The following is a 14,922-nucleotide window of genomic DNA, read 5'->3' on the forward strand; positions in this document are numbered from 1 at the left end:
CACGACGACGACCAGGGCATCGGCGTGCTGGCCGCGATCAAGGAGGCCAACCGCAGCGAGTTCTTCATGGTCGGCGGCGCGGGTTCGGCCAACGCGATGCGCGACATCCAGGCGGGTAACAGCGTGCTGGAGGCCACTGTCACCTACAGCCCGACCATGGCCTCTTCGGCGATCAAGCTTGCTCGGCTGATCGCGCAGGGCAAGGGCATGAGTGATCTGGTGGAGAACCAGGTGCCTCAGTCGATCACGCTGGCCTCGGAGACCATCACCAAGGACAACGTCGACAAGTACCTGCCGCTCGGATTCGAGTCGTGACAGCGGTCCTTCAGGTGGGTATGGCGAAGGGCAAGGCGATCATGTCGCCCGCCCTCTCCGCCGACTAGTCCCGCCCGCCGACCCCGGGCGGCGGCCTGTCAGGTGAGCCGCCGCCCGTCATTTCCCAAGACCCGACATCCCAGGAAACGTCTGTTTGAGCAGGAGGCCCGATGCGTACGGGAGTGTGGCTGATAGGAGCGCGGGGGTCGGTCGCCGCCACCAGCGTGATCGGAGCGCTCGCACTGCGGGCGGGTCTCACCGATCCGACCGGTTGCGTCACCGAGTTACCCGAACTACACAGCCCCGAGATACCCGGCCTCGGAGACCTCGTCTTCGGCGGGCACGACATCTCCTCGAACCCGCTGGCGAAGAAGGCCGACACGCTGGCCGCCGCGGGCATCGTCCCGGGCTGGTTGGTCAGGGCCCTCTCCGATGAGCTGTCGGCGGTCGAGAAGGAACTACGGCCGGTGCCCGAAGCCGGAAACCAGGCCGCCACGGCCGACCTCATCGGTGCCGACCTGATCGACTTCCAGCGGCGGAACGACCTGGACAGGGTCGTCGTGATCAATGTCTCGACCACCGAGGCCGTGCCCGAACCGCACCCGGCCCACGCCGACCTGGGGGCGCTGGAGGCCGAGCTGGCGACCTCGCGGACCCTGCTGCCCCCGAGCTCGCTCTTCGCGTACGCGGCTTTCCGCGCGGGCTGCCCGTACGTGGACTTCACCCCCTCTACGGGCGCGCGACTGCCCGCCCTGGACCAGCTCGCCAGGCGGCAGCGCCTGCCGTACAGCGGGCACGACGGCAAGACCGGCGAGACGCTCGTCAAGTCGGTGCTCGCGCCGATGTTCGCCATGCGTAACCTGCGCGTGCGAACGTGGTCCGGGATCAACCTCCTGGGCGGAGGCGACGGCGCCAACCTCGCCGAGCCGGCCGCCAACGCGGCGAAGACCGCCAGCAAGCAGCGGGTGCTGGCCGAGACACTCGGCTACGTCCCCCAGGGCACCACGCGCATCGACTATCTCGAGGACATCGGCGACTTCAAGACCGCCTGGGATCTCGTGACCTTCGAGGGCTTCCTCGGGGTGCCGATGCGCATGGAGTTCACCTGGCACGGCTGCGACTCCGCCCTCGCCGCGCCCTTGGTCCTGGACCTGGCGCGGCTCACCGCGGCGGCGCACCGGGCCGGGCGCTCCGGCCCGCTCTCCGAACTCGCCTTCTTCTTCAAGGATCCGTTCGGGTCCGAGCCGCACGCTCTGGCCGAGCAGTGGCGGGTGCTACGCGGCTTCGTCGCCGGGCTCGGCGCGGGAGACCAGGTCTGATGGCGTCGTTGCGCGACTTCATGGATCTGGTACGCGCACCCGCGGCGCTCTCCGTACCGGGCGACGTCGTGGCGGGCGGAGCCGCCGCCGGGGCGCTCGGCCGCCGGACCCCGGCCCTGGCGTGCGCCTCGGTCTGCCTCTACTGGGCGGGAATGGCGGCCAACGACTGGGCCGACCGCCGCCTGGACAAGGTGGAACGCCCGGAGCGGCCGATACCGTCAGGGCGGATCTCGGCGAACCTGGCGCTGGCCACGGCTCTGGGCCTCACCGGCGCGGGTCTCGCGGCCGCCGGGCTCGCCGCCGGTCGCCGGGGCCTCGCCGTCGCCGCACCGCTCGCGGCGGCCGTGTGGGCATACGACCTGCGCGCGAAGAACACGTCCGCGGGTCCGGCGGTGATGGCCGCCTGCCGCGCCCTGGACGTGCTGCTCGGTGCGAGCCCGGGCCTCGGCGGAGGCCGTACGGGCGCGCCGCCGGGAACGGCAGGGGCGGGCTCGCCGTCCCGGACGTTCGCCGACGCGCTGCCCTCGGCCCTCGCGGTCGCCGCCCACACCTACATGATCACCGAGCTGTCGCGCAGGGAGGTCTCGGGCGCGGACCGCCGCGTACCCGCCACCACCATGGCGGGTACGGCGGCGCTGGCCGCGGGGGTCACCGTGGCGGGGAGCAGACGTGGCGCGGGGCCGGGGGCGGCCGTTCAGGCGACGCTCGCCTCCTGGTATCTCGCGCGGTTCGGCGCGGCCCAGGCCCGCGCCGTCGACGAGCCTTCCGCGCCCCGGATCCGCGAGGCCGTGGGAACCGGCATCACCGTGCTGCCCGCGCTGCAGGGTGCGCTCACGGTTCACGCCGGCGCGGTCCCCGCGGGACTGGCCGTGGCGCTGGCCGCCCCGCTCGGCCGCCGGCTCGCCAGGAAAATCTCCCCGACATGAGCACCGGCATGAGTTCTGGTAAGCGCACCGGCACGCGTGTCATCACGGAGACCGGAACGAGCATCGGCATGACCGTCATCCCCGGCACCGGCACGAGTGTCATCACGGAGCCCGACAGGAACACCACCATGAGTTCTGGCATGCGTCCCGGCATGACTGCCATCCCTGACACCGGAACGGACATCGGCGTGAACCCCGGCACGGTGCTGATATGAGCGCCGCGGCGGGCGGCGCCCTCAGATTCGGCTACGGGACCAACGGGTTCGCCAACCACCGGCTGACCGACGCCTGCGAGATCATCGCGGGCCTCGGTTACACCGGCGTGGCCCTGACCCTCGACCACGACCACCTGGACCCCTACGCCCCCGGGCTGGCACGGCGGACGGCGGAGCTGGCCGACCGGCTGCGCGATCTCGGGCTCGGGGTGGTCATCGAGACCGGCGCGCGCTACCTGCTGGACCCCTGGCACAAGCACGCCCCCACGCTGTTGCACGACGAGCGGGAAACCCGGCTGGACTTCCTGCGCCGGGCGATCGCGATAGGCGAGGACCTGGGCGCCGAGGCGGTGTCCTTCTGGGCGGGCGTGCGTCCGGATGGGGTGGGCGAGGACGTCGCCTGGGAGCGCCTGGTGGACGGCTGCGCCCAGCTTGTCGCCCCCGCCGAGGCCGCGGGGGTACCGCTCGGGTTCGAGCCCGAGCCGGGAATGCTCGTCGAGTCGATCGCCGGATGGCGGCGGCTGCGGGAGGCGCTCGGCGCACCGGCCGCCTTCGGCCTGACACTCGACATCGGCCACTGCCGCTGCCTTGAGCCGGATCCGGTGCCCTCCTGCGTGACGGCCGTGGCGGACCACGTGGTCAACGTGCAGATCGACGACATGCGCCGGGGCGTGCACGAGCACCTGGAGTTCGGGGAAGGGGAGATCGACTTCCCGCCGGTGCTCCGCGCGCTCGGTGACGCCGGGTACCGCGGGCTGGTCGCGGTCGAGCTGCCCCGCCACTCCCACGCCGCCCCCTCCGTGGCCGCCCGCTCGATCGACTTCCTGCGCGAGGCCGAACGGGAAGCCGCGGCCGGGCGCGGGACCGCGGGCGAGAGGGAAGCCACCGAGAAGGAAACCGTGACCGAGATCGGAACCGTGGAGGAGAGGGAAGCCGCGGCCGAGAGGGAAACCGTAGACGTGAGGGAAACCGTGGAAGGGAGGCGACCGTGACGGAATCGGAGCGACTGCGGGCCGCACTGGCGGCCGAACCCGGGCATGACGTACGGGCCCGGGAATGGCTGGCCGACGCGCTCGCGCGGATCGTGGAACGGCCGGAGACCGTCGGGAGGTCCTTCGCCGCCGCGGGGCGCACCGTTGGACGGGCCCCGCTGGCGGACGCGCCCGACTGGACGGCGGACGAGGCCGCCAGGGCGCTGCTGCTGGCCGCACTGCCACCGGACCGGGTCGCGGACGAGGCCGCCGCCCTCTATCGGTACGGCGACGCGAACGAGAAACGCGCGGTGCTCAAGGCCCTGCCGGCGCTGCCGGTGGGCGCGGCGGCCGTACCCCTGCTGCACGACGCGATCCGCAGCAACGACGCCCGCCTGGTGACCGCCGCGCTCGGGCCGTACGCCGGCCACCTCGACCAGGCGATGTGGCGGCAGGCGGTGCTCAAGTGCGTGTTCATGGACGTGTCGCTGGCGACGGTGGACGGGCTGGCCGAGCGAGCCGACGCCGAGCTGGCCACGATGCTGGCCGCGCTGGCCGAAGAGCGCGCCGCGGCCGGACGCTCGATCCCCGACGACGCCGTCGCACTGCTCACCACGCTCACCGGCGAGAAGAAGGACGCATGATGCGCATATTCGACCCCCACATCCACATGACCTCGCGCACCACCGATGACTACGCGAGGATGGCGGCGGCCGGAGTGCGCGCCATCGTCGAACCGGCCTTCTGGCTGGGCCAGCCCCGCACCAACCCCGGTTCCTTCGCCGACTACTTCGACTCGCTGATCGGCTGGGAGCCGTACCGGGCCGCGAAGTTCGGCATCCGCCACCACGCCACGATCGCGCTGAACCCCAAGGAGGCGGGCGACCGGCGCTGCCTGCCGGTGCTCGACCTGCTGCCGCGCTACCTCGACAAGGACGGCGTCGTCGCGGTCGGCGAGATCGGCTACGACTCGATGATCCCCGAGGAGGACGAGGCGTTCTCCGCGCAGCTCGCGATGGCCGTCGAGCACGGCCTGCCCGCCCTGGTGCACACCCCGCACCGGGACAAGGCCCGCGGCACGCAGCGCAGCCTCGACGTCGTCAAGGAGTCGGGCATCGCGCCCGGCCACGTCGCGATCGACCACCTCAACGAGGTCACCGTGGACCTCGTACGCGACTCCGGCTGCTGGATGGGCTTCTCCATCTACCCCGACACCAAGATGTCGCCGCCCCGCATGGTGGAGATCCTGAAGACCCACGGGCTGGAGCGGATGCTGATCAACTCGGCCGCCGACTGGGGCGTCTCGGACCCGCTGCTGACCAAGGAGACCGCCGAGGCGATGCTCGCCGCCGGCTACACCGAGGACGACGTCGACCGGGTGCTGTGGCGCAACCCGGTGGAGTTCTACAGCCAGTCGGGACGGCTCGACCTGTCCGACCTCGACGACGCCGGTGCCCGCGGCGCCGAGCCCACCTTCGAGGGCAGCTCGATCCTGCGCGGAGGCGGCTGATGCGCCTGCTCCATCCGGCGGGACGCCTCCTGCACCTGAGCTACTGCACCAACGTGCACCCGGCCGAGAACCTGGAGGGCATCGTCGGGCAGCTCGACGAGTACGCCCTGCCGATCCGCGAGCGCCTCGGCAGCGACGTGCTCGGGCTCGGGCTCTGGCTGGCCGCGCCGGTCGCGGCGGCGCTCGCCATCGACGCCGAGGCCCGTAAGGGCTTCCGCCGCGAGCTGGACGTGCGCGGCCTGGAGGTGGTGACGCTCAACGGCTTCCCCTACCGTTCCTTCCAGAACCCCGTGGTCAAGCAGGCGGTCTACCACCCCGACTGGACCACCCCCGAGCGCCTGCGCTACACCCTCGACCTGGCGCGGGTCCTGGCCGACCTGCTCCCGGACGACGCGGCCCGGGGGTCGGTCTCCACGCTGCCGCTGGCGTGGCGGCACCCCTGGGACGACGCCCGCGCCGCCACCTCCATGCAGATGCTGGACCTGCTCGCCGCCGGACTCGCCGACATCGAGACCCGGACCGGGAGGATCATCCAGGTGGCGTTCGAGCCGGAGCCCGGGTGCGTGATCGAGACCACCGCCCAGGCCGTCGCGATGCTCTCCGGCGTGGACACCGACCGGCTCGGCGTCTGCCTGGACCTCGCGCACCTCGCGTGCGCCTGGGAGCAGCCGGCCGACGCGCTGCGCGCGCTGAGGGAGGCGGGCATCTCCGTCATGAAGGTCCAGCTGTCGGCCGCGATGGAGGCCGGCGAGCCCGAGGCGCTGCGCGAGTACGTCGAGCCGCGGTTCCTCCATCAGACGCGCAACCCCGCAGGGGGCTCCGTCGACGACCTCGACGAGGCATTCGAGACCGAGTTGCCCGGCCCCTGGCGGGTGCACTACCACGTGCCGCTGCACTCCCGCCCGTCCGCGCCGCTGGTCACCACCACGCCACTGCTGCGCGCGGCGATCGGCGAGCTGGTCGGCGGCCCCGACGCCGTGTGCGACCACTTCGACGTCGAGACCTACACCTGGGGCGTGCTGCCGCCCGAGCAACGCCCCCAGAACGCCGGCCAGCTCGCCGACGGCATCGCCGCCGAAATGGCCTTCGCACACGACGAACTGCTTAAAGGGATGAACGCATGACATCACTCCTGGTCCTCGACGTGGTGGGGTTGACCCCACGAATTTTGGAGCACATGCCCCGGCTGCGCGCTGTCGCCGACGGCGGCTTCCAGGCGTCGCTCGGTACGGTGCTGCCCGCGGTGACCTGCTCGGTCCAGTCGACCTTCCTCACCGGCGAGCTCCCCACCGAGCACGGCATCGTGGGCAACGGCTGGTACTTCCGCGATGTGGGCGAGGTGCTGCTGTGGCGCCAGCACAACGCGCTGGTCGGCGGGGACAAGCTCTGGGACGCCGCCCGGCGGGCCCGTCCCGGCTACACGGTGGCCAACGTGTGCTGGTGGTACGCCATGGGCGCCGACGTCGACTGGACCGTCACCCCCCGGCCGATCTACCACGCCGACGGGCGTAAGGACCCCGACTGCTACACCGCCCCTCCGGAGCTGCACGACGCGCTCACCACCCGGCTGGGTGAGTTCCCGCTCTTCAACTACTGGGGGGCGCTGGCGGGGATCGCCTCGTCGGAGTGGATCTGCCGGGCCACCGAGCAGATCATGGCGGAGCACGATCCCGACCTGACCCTCGCCTACGTGCCACACCTCGACTACGACCTGCAGCGATACGGGCCCTCCGCTCCCCAGGCGGCCGCGGCCGCCGTGGAGCTGGACCGGGTGCTGACGCCGCTGCTGGACGCGGCCGCGGCGCGCGGGACCACGGTCGTGGCGCTGTCGGAGTACGGGATCACGGATGTCTCGCGTCCGGTCGCCATCAACCGGCTCCTGCGGTCCGAGGGTCTGCTGGAGGTCTACACCCAGGCGGGCATGGAGTATCTGGACCCGTGGACGTCGCGGGCGTTCGCCGTCGCCGACCACCAGGTGGCCCACGTCTACGTGCGTGACCCGGCCGACGTGCCGGCCGTCGCCAAGCTCTGCGCCACCCTGCCGGGGGTGGCGGAGGTGCTCGACGACGAGGGCAAGGCCCGGTTCGGGCTGGACCACCCGCGCTCGGGGGAACTGGTCCTGGTCGCCGACCCCGACGCCTGGTTCACCTACTACTACTGGCTCGACGACGCCCGCGCGCCCGACTTCGCCCGCCTGGTCGACATCCACCGCAAGCCCGGCTACGACCCGGCGGAGCTCTTCTTCGACCCCTCCGGGCCGGGCGCGGCCAAGCGCAGGGCCGGGGTGGCGCTGCTGCGCAAGAAGCTCGGCATGCGCTACATGATGACCGTGGTCGGGCTCGACGCCGGGGCGCAGGCCGTACGGGGCTCGCACGGGCGGCTGCCGGACGATCCGCGCGACGCCCCGGTGCTGCTCTGCTCCGACCCTGCTCCGGCCAGGGAACATGTCGAGGCCGTCGAGGTCAAGGAGTTGCTGCTCGGGCTGGCCACGACGAATACATAGGTTCCGTACGGACTTCTTCCGATGAGGCCGCCGGCCCGGCATCGGTGAGTTCGGACAACGCATCCGGGCGACGGGTGAAGCAGCCCGTCGGCTCCTGCCGGAACGTCGCCGAACCGGCCGGCCCTTGGCGAGATGGGTTCGGTAGGAGCGCACTCGAAACGACGGCCACCACACATCTCCGGGCACCTGGTCGTACTCGGAGCATCGCGTGGTGGCCGTTCCACGTCGAGAATCACCCGTCACCGGGTTAAAAGCGAAGCTTAGCGGTCGGCTCCGGAAGTCCTTCGGGGGGTGATGTGGCATCGTCGAGTACAGCAGGCCGATGGCCGCAGTCATCGTGCTGCTGGAGGTTCGGCTCCTTCTGTTCGTGTCGCTCGATCTGGGTTAGCAGGTCGCCGGGGTGAACGTCCATCTGAATGGCCGGGCGGCCTGGTTGTAGCGTCGCTCGAAGGCGATGAGCCGGTCTTCGACCTGGTCAGGGCTGGTGAATTCGTTAGGTGTGACGACCTTGCGCTGCACGATGGAAAAGAAGATCTCTATCTGATGCATCCAGGAGGCGTGGACAGGCAGGTGCACCATGACCGCGTTGGGGAAACGTTGGGCCAGGCGGTCGGCAGCCTTCTTGCCGCGGTGGGAGGAGCCGTTGTCGACGATCCAGAACACCCGTTTGGCTGAGGCGTACGGCTCGGTCGTCATGACGCGCTCGACCAGGTCCATGAACGGGATGATCCGGTCTTGGCGAGCAATGCCCGAACACGCGCGCCTGGTAACCGCGATGCCACGGATATGTGGTCATCCGGTGAGTGCCGCCTTGACCCGATCGGGGGTGAACGGCAGAGTCCGGATGCGCTTGCCGATGGCTGCGAAGATCGCGTTGCCGATCGCCCCGCCGATGGTGCCGATCGCCGGCTCGCCGGCACCCAGCGGCGGTTTGTCCGTGTGGTTGATGAGGATCGTTTCGATGGCCGGCACCTCGTTGAACCGCAACACCTCGTACTGCGGCCCGGGGTTGAAGGAGCTCGTCTGCCAGGCCACCGAGGTGACGCGGTCGTCGGTGTAGAACACCTCCTCCTTGAGGGTTCGTCCGACACCTTGGACAACGTTGCCTTCGATCTGGTTGCGCAGACCGTCGGGATTGACGATGAGCCCGCAGTCGTGAGCGACGACCACCCGCGTGACGGTCACCTTGCCGGTGTCAGGGTCGACCCGCACCTCGGCGTAGGTAGCCACATACGCGTTGACGACTTCGTACTGATGGAACGCGACGCCGGCACCCGTGCCATCGCCACCGGGCGGCCGTGTGCGCCAGACGTCACGAAGTGCCTCGCAGACCGCGACCGCCCGCGGATCGGGCAGCGAGGCGATCCGCAGTTCCAGGGGGTCATGACCGCCAGCGTGGGCCAGTTCGTCGAAGAACGACTCGTTGGCGAAGCTGTTGGAGAAGCCACCGAGCGATCGGAGCGCTGTCGTGCGCGGGATCAAGTACGTCAGCGGACTCGCCGGTGCGGCAGACGTCGGACCGGTCGTCACGAAACTCTTGAGCAGGCGGGCCTCGACCCGCTGCGGGAAGTCGTACGTCACGGGCGCGTTGCGTCCCGACGAATCCACCGAGCTGCTCGGCAGCGGAGCGGGCAACTTGCCCATGAGCGTGCCCGCCAGCAGCGTGCCCGGAGTGCCGTCGACCGGCCTGCTGTTCGCGGTCGGCGCGTAGTTCAGGTGCGACCAGGCGATGATGCCGTCGGGGCCGACGGCACCCTGCATGTCGTGCGCCTGCGCTCCGCCGAGCGGCTCCCAGGCGTGCTCGTCCTGCCGGGTCCACTGCACGCGCACCGGCTTGCCGACTGCCTGGGACAGCACAGCGGCATCGGCGGCGCAGTCGTCAGCACCGTTGTGGCCGTAGCAGCCGGAGGCCTCCACGTAGATCACCCGGACCGCGGCAGGGGCGAGCCCGAGCAGCGGAGCGATCGCGCCGGCGAGCGCGGTGACGTTCTGGGTCCCGGACCAGATCGTCGCCTGGATGCCGGTCGCCGGGTCGGGTGCTCGACGAACGTCGGCGACCGCGGTGGAGGCGCCCATCCCTCCGTGCATATGGAACGGTGAGAAGTACTGGGAGTTCAGGACCTGGTCGGCGGTCGCGAGGATCGGGGCGACGCCGTCATCGATCTCGACTACCGAACGGTAGTGGTTGGCTGGGTCGCGGACCGCCGCTGGAAGGTCGGCCTGAGCGATCATCTTGGGCCCGGTGGTCCAGCTGACCGATATACCGCTCTTTGGCGAGGCCGCGACGGACGCCGCCCACTCCGATGTAGCCACCACGCCGATGAATCGGTCGTGCTGTACGACGTCGACGAAGCCCTCGATCGCCTTGGCCCGGTCAAGATTGCTGATGACGGGCTGCGTCGAGTTGCGACCCGTGGGCCGTACGACCCGCCCGTGCAGCATTCCCGGAACCGTGACGTCGTGCAGGAACCGGAAGGTCGCATCCATCTTGGCCGGAAGGTCGACCCGCGGCACGTTGGTCCCGACGACCACGTATTTATTGGCCGCCATGAGCGGTACGGTCTGGTCGAGCGGGAGGACCGTGACCCCGCTCTTGAGGAGATCCTTGTACGTCACGGTGTGCCCGGATGAGTGACCAGAACGGGTGGCGAGGGAGAAGCGGCCGTCCTGGGCCACCAGTTGGTCCGGAGTGACCTTGAAATGTGCGGCAGCCCGGTGCGACAGTTCCTGGAAGGCGGTCGCCGCCGCCTGCTGGAGCTGGATACCGCCATTCTGGATGCTCTTGGATCCGGTCGTGCCGCCCTGACTGACACTGAGCAAGGTGTCGCCCTGGACCCAGTCGACGTCCGCCACGCCAAGGCGCAGCTCCTCCACGACCATCTGGGCCAACGCGGTCTGGACGCCCGTACCCAGCTCAACCTTGCCGCTGTAGACCGTGATCCCCTTCTTGGTGAGGACCAGCCACGACTGCGTCGTGTTCGCCGGCGCCCCCACCGCCTCCACGCGCACCAGGCCGTTCGAGGCAGCGGCAGCTGCGGCAGCCGACGTCGCGGGTCCTGCCAGTGTGAAGCCGATGGCAAGGGCGCCGCTGCCGACGAGGAACTGCCGCCGGGATGTCTGCACGCTCATCGAACCATCTCCTTGGCGGCCGAGCGGATGGCGGCGACGATACGCGTGTGGGTGCCGCAACGGCAGATGTAGTTCCCTTGTCCGTTGGGCGTCGCACCCGACAGGAAGTCTTCGATCTCCGCCTCGGAGGGCACCTCGTGGTTGCCCGCCGTGATACGGCCCTCGATCCAGCCCAGCGACCCCATGATCATGCCGTTGGCGCAGAAAGCGCACTGGCCGGCCTGCAGTTCCACGAACTCACGCTGAAGAGGATGAGGTCGTTTACCGGACAGGCCATCGAGCGTGCGTATCTCCGCGTTGTCGTCAACCGTGTGCAACTGGCGGGTGCACGACCGGATGGGAACGTCGTCGAGGAGCACCGTGCAGGCCCCGCACTGGGAGACACCGCACCCGAATCTGGGCCCCTGCTGTCCGAACCGCTCGCGCAGCCAGTACAGCAGGGCTTCCGAGGTCTCCGAATCCCCCGAGCCGATCGCCTGATATTCAGCAGCCACACGCTTGCCGTTTAGAAGAATTTTCCTCGATGCCACGTAGCGACCTCATGTCCCTTTTAGGCCCACCTGTCGGTTAGTGGGTCATTACGATGCAAAGGGTAGGGACTCTTTGGAGCCATAAACCTTACGAAACGATGACGTCGGTCGGCCTTCGTGGATCTCACGATGACCGTGGGGGTAGGCAAGGCAAGGCGACAGACCTCGATCGGATCGACATCCGCGACCCGAACTTCGCCACCAAGACCACCCGCGTCCTGGACCTGTACGCACGTATCTTCGACGGCGTCCCCCTCGACAAGGATGAGTACGTCATCTCCAGCGACGAGAAGACCAGCATTCAGGCGCGCTGCCACCCCACGCTCGCGCCGGGTACGGCCCGCACGATGCGCCTCAACCACGAATACGACCGCGGCGGCGCGCTGGCCTACCTGGCCGTCCGGCCATTCAGATGGACGTTCACCCCGGCGACCTGCTAACCCAGATCGAGCGACACGAACAGAAGGAGCCGAACCTCCAGCAGCACGATGACTGCGGCCATCAGCCTGCCGTACTCGACGATGCCACATCACCCCCCGAAGGACTTCCGGAGCCGACCACTTAGACAGAGCAGTTGGCGCCGCCATTCTCGTCTCCGTGCTGCGCGCGTGGGGCTGCGGGGACCGGTTCTTATGGAGTTCCCAGGAAGAGTTTGTAGCACTTTCAACTGAAATTTATGAGTATGGGGAAATGGAGCGCGCGCCGCAGGAGGCCGATGCGGCCGCGGCTCAGGGAGCCGTGGCCGGGAGAGCCCGGCGGTTTGTCGTCGGGGGTGGCGCACTTGTCGTCGTGGCGCTGCTCGCGTACTGGCTGGGAAGCAGCGGTGGGAACGGCGAAGAGGCCGCGCCCAGGCCGAGCGCGACGCCGACGCCCAGTGCGACGCTCACGGTGCCCGACGTCTTCAAGAGGGTCGGGCCGTCGGTGGTGGTCATCCAGGCCGGGAAGTCACTCGGAACCGGGGTGATCGCGGCCGAGGACGGGACGATCCTGACGGCGCACCACGTCGTCAAAGGCACTTCGAACAGAGACGCCGAGGACGTCACCGTGACGTTCGCCGACGGCACCAAGGCGAAGGCCGTCGTCGCGTCGTCGAACCCCAAGCGCGACGTCGCGACCCTCAAACCCGCGAAGCTGCCGGAGATCGTCGTCCCGGCGACGCTCGGCGGCGCCGCGACCGTGGGCGCGCCCGTCGTGGCGATCGGCAATCCACTGGGCCTGACCTACAGCGTCTCCACCGGCGTCGTGTCGGGCCTGAACCGGACCGCCGACCGGACCGCCAAAGACGGCGACCTGAACGGGCTCATCCAGTTCGACGCCTCCGTGAACCCGGGCAGCTCCGGCGGTCCCCTCCTGGACGCTCGCGGCCTGGTCATCGGGATCGTCGTCTCGATCGCCGACCCGGGAGGCGACGAGTCGTTCGCCGGCATCGCGTTCGCGGTGCCGATCGGCGCGGCCCTGGGCGGCGGCGAAGGCGACGGGCCGCCGGGCGACGGGCCCCAGATCTGACCGAAGCGTCACGAGAAGGAAGACCATATGACCTCGACCAACTTCTCCGCGTCGGCCCATCCGCTCGAACATGTGCTGTTCGAGGTCAAACGCACGATCGTCGGGCAGGACGTCCTGCTGGAGCGCATGGCCGTCGCGCTGATCGCCGACGGCCATCTGCTCGTCGAGGGCGTGCCGGGCCTGGCCAAGACGCTCGCGGTGAGGTCGCTGGCCGCCGCGATCGCCGGGAGTTTCCAGCGCGTCCAGTTCACCCCCGACCTGGTGCCGGCCGACCTCGTGGGCACGCGGGTCTACCACCAGCACTCCGGGGAGTTCAAAACCGAGCTCGGCCCGGTGTTCGCGAACCTGCTGCTGGCCGACGAGATCAACCGCGCCCCCGCCAAGGTGCAGAGCGCCCTGCTGGAGGTGATGCAGGAGCATCAGGTGACGATCGGCCGTGAGACGTTCCGGGTGCCCGAGCCGTTCCTGGTCATGGCGACGGAGAACCCGATCGAGTCGGAGGGCACCTACCCGCTGCCCGAAGCGCAGGTCGACCGTTTCATGATGAAGGTGGTCGTCGACTATCCGACGCAGGCCGAAGAGCAGGCGATCGTCCGACGAGCGCTGCGTCCGCCCGAACCGCCGCAGCCGATGGTGACGGCCGAGGAGCTGATCGCGATGCGGGCCCGCGCTCAGCAGGTGTACGTCGATCCGGCGATCGTCGACTACGCGGTACGGCTGGTATCCGTGACGCGTTCCCCCGCGACGGCTGGGCTCGGTGAGCTGGAACGGTATGTCACCTACGGGGCGAGCCCGCGGGCGTCCATCGCGCTCGTCACGGGTGCCCGGGCGATGGCGTTCCTGCGCGGCCGCGACTACGTCCTGCCGCACGACCTGTCCGAGCTCGCGCTCGACGTGCTGCGCCACCGCCTCGTGCTGTCCTACGAGGCCCTCGCGGACGACGTCGACGCCGACACGATCATCACCGGGGTGCTCGGGGCCGTCCGGGCGCCCGACGTCGTCCTGCAGAAACGCTGAGCTGCCATGGCCACCGCCCCCGAAAGGCTCCTGCTCCGCCTGGAGTGGAAGGTCGTCCGCAGGCTCGACGGCCGGCTCCAGGGCGCCCACCGCACCGCACACCGCGGCTCCGGGATCGACTTCACCGGGTTACGCCCCTACGGCGACGGCGACGACGCCCGGCACATCGACTGGAACGTGACCGCACGGCTGGACGAGCCGCACCTGCGAGTGTTCACCGAGGACCGCGAGCTGACGGTGTGGCTCGTCCTCGACCGCTCGGCGTCGATGGCGGCCGGCCGGCCGGGGCGCGGCAAGCACGACGTGCTCGCCGACCTCGCGCTTGTCCTCGCCCGGCTGTTCGGCCGGAGCGGCAACCGCGTCGGCGCCCTGCTGTTCGACACCGGGAGGCCGCGCGTCGTGCCGCCCGGCACCACCCGGCGGCACGCGCTGCGAATCGGAGCCGAGCTGGAACGCACCTCCCAGGCGCGCGGCACCGGCCGGGAGCGCACCTCCCAGGCGCGCGGCACCACCGGCCAGGAACGCATCTCCAAGACGCGCGGCGGCACCACCACCGACCTGGCGGAGATGCTCGATGCGGCCGGACGGCTCGCGCGCCGCCGCGCACTCATCGTCGTGCTGTCGGACTTCATCGGCGACGGCGACTGGGAGCGCTCGCTCCAGCGCCTGGCCCGGCGGCACGAGGTGGTCGCCCTGCGGATCGTGGACACGGCCGACGACGTGCTGCCCGAAGCCGGGCTGATCGTGGTCGAGGACGCCGAGACCGGCGAGCAGCTCGTCGTCGACTCCGCCGACCCACTGTTGCGGGTCCGCTTCCGCGCCGCCGTCGACGCCCGCGACGCCCGGCTCACGGCGGGCATGCGCCGGGCCGGGGTGCCCGTCCACCGCATCGACACCGATCGTGACCTGGCCGAGGCGCTCGTCGAGGTCGTCGCCCGAACCCGGGACCGGTCGCCATGACGGAGCTTGCCGAGGCCGTCG

At 70.1% G+C, this 14,922-nt stretch carries 15 protein-coding genes and 1 pseudogene; 13 read left to right on the forward strand and 3 right to left on the reverse strand.

Going from position 1 to position 14,922, the window contains the following annotated elements; all coding sequences use genetic code 11:
- The 9 genes and pseudogenes from CHC08_RS42130 to CHC08_RS42170 all read left to right on the forward strand — a co-directional run.
- Nucleotides 1–315: pseudogene (locus CHC08_RS42130) on the forward strand (sugar ABC transporter substrate-binding protein); the annotation flags it as partial.
- 170 nt (nucleotides 316–485) lie between these two features.
- Complete coding sequence (locus CHC08_RS42135; protein WP_089213000.1) at nucleotides 486–1,634, forward strand: inositol-3-phosphate synthase; 1,149 nt, start codon at nucleotides 486–488, stop codon at nucleotides 1,632–1,634.
- Complete coding sequence (locus CHC08_RS42140) at nucleotides 1,634–2,560, forward strand: SCO3242 family prenyltransferase (protein ID WP_089213001.1); 927 nt, start codon at nucleotides 1,634–1,636, stop codon at nucleotides 2,558–2,560. The genes CHC08_RS42135 and CHC08_RS42140 overlap by 1 nt, the downstream gene beginning before the upstream one ends.
- 8 nt (nucleotides 2,561–2,568) lie before the next feature.
- On the forward strand, nucleotides 2,569–2,775 hold the full coding sequence (locus CHC08_RS42145) for a hypothetical protein (protein ID WP_143653591.1): 207 nt from the start codon (nucleotides 2,569–2,571) through the stop codon (nucleotides 2,773–2,775).
- The gene (locus CHC08_RS42150) at nucleotides 2,772–3,767 is read left to right on the forward strand and encodes a sugar phosphate isomerase/epimerase family protein (RefSeq protein ID WP_089213003.1); all 996 of its coding nucleotides are present in this window, start codon (nucleotides 2,772–2,774) and stop codon (nucleotides 3,765–3,767) included. Before CHC08_RS42145 ends, CHC08_RS42150 begins: the two co-directional genes overlap by 4 nt.
- Nucleotides 3,764–4,390 carry an EboA domain-containing protein gene (locus CHC08_RS42155; protein WP_218825750.1) on the forward strand — a complete coding sequence of 209 codons (627 nt, stop codon included), beginning with the start codon at nucleotides 3,764–3,766 and terminating at the stop codon, nucleotides 4,388–4,390. The genes CHC08_RS42150 and CHC08_RS42155 overlap by 4 nt, the downstream gene beginning before the upstream one ends.
- Nucleotides 4,390–5,256 carry a TatD family hydrolase gene (locus CHC08_RS42160; protein WP_089213004.1) on the forward strand — a complete coding sequence of 289 codons (867 nt, stop codon included), beginning with the start codon at nucleotides 4,390–4,392 and terminating at the stop codon, nucleotides 5,254–5,256. The genes CHC08_RS42155 and CHC08_RS42160 overlap by 1 nt, the downstream gene beginning before the upstream one ends.
- Nucleotides 5,256–6,380, forward strand: coding sequence for a metabolite traffic protein EboE (eboE, locus tag CHC08_RS42165; protein ID WP_089213005.1), 1,125 nt, complete (start codon nucleotides 5,256–5,258; stop codon nucleotides 6,378–6,380). The genes CHC08_RS42160 and eboE overlap by 1 nt, the downstream gene beginning before the upstream one ends.
- On the forward strand, nucleotides 6,377–7,759 hold the full coding sequence (locus CHC08_RS42170; RefSeq protein WP_089213006.1) for an alkaline phosphatase family protein: 1,383 nt from the start codon (nucleotides 6,377–6,379) through the stop codon (nucleotides 7,757–7,759). Before eboE ends, CHC08_RS42170 begins: the two co-directional genes overlap by 4 nt.
- A gap of 384 nt (nucleotides 7,760–8,143) precedes the next feature.
- Here CHC08_RS42170 and CHC08_RS42175 read toward each other — a convergent pair whose 3' ends face one another.
- From CHC08_RS42175 to CHC08_RS42185, 3 genes are all read right to left on the reverse strand, one after another.
- Nucleotides 8,144–8,476, reverse strand: a complete 333-nt coding sequence (locus CHC08_RS42175; RefSeq protein WP_218825751.1) for a transposase — start codon at nucleotides 8,474–8,476, stop codon at nucleotides 8,144–8,146.
- A gap of 75 nt (nucleotides 8,477–8,551) precedes the next feature.
- Nucleotides 8,552–10,888: a xanthine dehydrogenase family protein molybdopterin-binding subunit gene (locus tag CHC08_RS42180; RefSeq protein ID WP_089213007.1), complete on the reverse strand. Its 2,337-nt coding sequence runs from the start codon at nucleotides 10,886–10,888 to the stop codon at nucleotides 8,552–8,554.
- Nucleotides 10,885–11,418: a (2Fe-2S)-binding protein gene (locus CHC08_RS42185; RefSeq protein ID WP_089213008.1), complete on the reverse strand. Its 534-nt coding sequence runs from the start codon at nucleotides 11,416–11,418 to the stop codon at nucleotides 10,885–10,887. The genes CHC08_RS42180 and CHC08_RS42185 overlap by 4 nt, the downstream gene beginning before the upstream one ends.
- Before the next feature lie 98 nt (nucleotides 11,419–11,516).
- On the opposite strand from CHC08_RS42185, the gene CHC08_RS50990 reads away from it, so the two are divergent.
- From CHC08_RS50990 to CHC08_RS42205, 4 genes are all read left to right on the forward strand, one after another.
- On the forward strand, nucleotides 11,517–11,858 hold the full coding sequence (locus tag CHC08_RS50990; RefSeq protein WP_218825752.1) for a hypothetical protein: 342 nt from the start codon (nucleotides 11,517–11,519) through the stop codon (nucleotides 11,856–11,858).
- Nucleotides 11,859–12,108: 250 nt separating this feature from the next.
- Nucleotides 12,109–12,924: a S1C family serine protease gene (locus CHC08_RS42195; RefSeq protein WP_089213009.1), complete on the forward strand. Its 816-nt coding sequence runs from the start codon at nucleotides 12,109–12,111 to the stop codon at nucleotides 12,922–12,924.
- A 27-nt stretch (nucleotides 12,925–12,951) separates the two neighbouring features.
- A complete protein-coding gene (locus CHC08_RS42200; protein ID WP_089213010.1) occupies nucleotides 12,952–13,941 on the forward strand; it encodes an AAA family ATPase in 990 nt (329 codons plus the stop codon).
- Between the two features lie 6 nt (nucleotides 13,942–13,947).
- The gene (locus tag CHC08_RS42205; RefSeq protein WP_089213011.1) at nucleotides 13,948–14,901 is read left to right on the forward strand and encodes a DUF58 domain-containing protein; all 954 of its coding nucleotides are present in this window, start codon (nucleotides 13,948–13,950) and stop codon (nucleotides 14,899–14,901) included.
- The last annotated feature ends 21 nt before the right edge of the window (nucleotides 14,902–14,922 follow it).

The sequence above is a fragment of the Streptosporangium subroseum genome (assembly GCF_900188345.1).
Taxonomy (GTDB): domain Bacteria; phylum Actinomycetota; class Actinomycetes; order Streptosporangiales; family Streptosporangiaceae; genus Streptosporangium; species Streptosporangium subroseum.

Excerpts from the sequence above, each read along its gene's own strand:
- CHC08_RS42135 (WP_089213000.1), top strand. The coding sequence starts at position 486 with ATGCGTACGGGAGTGTGGCTGATAGGAGCGCGGGGGTCGGTCGCCGCC.
- CHC08_RS42140 (WP_089213001.1), top strand. The coding sequence starts at position 1,634 with ATGGCGTCGTTGCGCGACTTCATGGATCTGGTACGCGCACCCGCGGCG.
- CHC08_RS42145 (WP_143653591.1), top strand. The coding sequence starts at position 2,569 with ATGAGTTCTGGTAAGCGCACCGGCACGCGTGTCATCACGGAGACCGGA.
- CHC08_RS42150 (WP_089213003.1), top strand. The coding sequence starts at position 2,772 with ATGAGCGCCGCGGCGGGCGGCGCCCTCAGATTCGGCTACGGGACCAAC.
- CHC08_RS42160 (WP_089213004.1), top strand. The coding sequence starts at position 4,390 with ATGCGCATATTCGACCCCCACATCCACATGACCTCGCGCACCACCGAT.
- eboE (WP_089213005.1), top strand. The coding sequence starts at position 5,256 with ATGCGCCTGCTCCATCCGGCGGGACGCCTCCTGCACCTGAGCTACTGC.
- CHC08_RS42170 (WP_089213006.1), top strand. The coding sequence starts at position 6,377 with ATGACATCACTCCTGGTCCTCGACGTGGTGGGGTTGACCCCACGAATT.
- CHC08_RS42175 (WP_218825751.1), bottom strand. The coding sequence starts at position 8,476 with ATGGACCTGGTCGAGCGCGTCATGACGACCGAGCCGTACGCCTCAGCC.
- CHC08_RS42180 (WP_089213007.1), bottom strand. The coding sequence starts at position 10,888 with ATGAGCGTGCAGACATCCCGGCGGCAGTTCCTCGTCGGCAGCGGCGCC.
- CHC08_RS50990 (WP_218825752.1), top strand. The coding sequence starts at position 11,517 with ATGACGTCGGTCGGCCTTCGTGGATCTCACGATGACCGTGGGGGTAGG.
- CHC08_RS42195 (WP_089213009.1), top strand. The coding sequence starts at position 12,109 with ATGGAGCGCGCGCCGCAGGAGGCCGATGCGGCCGCGGCTCAGGGAGCC.
- CHC08_RS42200 (WP_089213010.1), top strand. The coding sequence starts at position 12,952 with ATGACCTCGACCAACTTCTCCGCGTCGGCCCATCCGCTCGAACATGTG.
- CHC08_RS42205 (WP_089213011.1), top strand. The coding sequence starts at position 13,948 with ATGGCCACCGCCCCCGAAAGGCTCCTGCTCCGCCTGGAGTGGAAGGTC.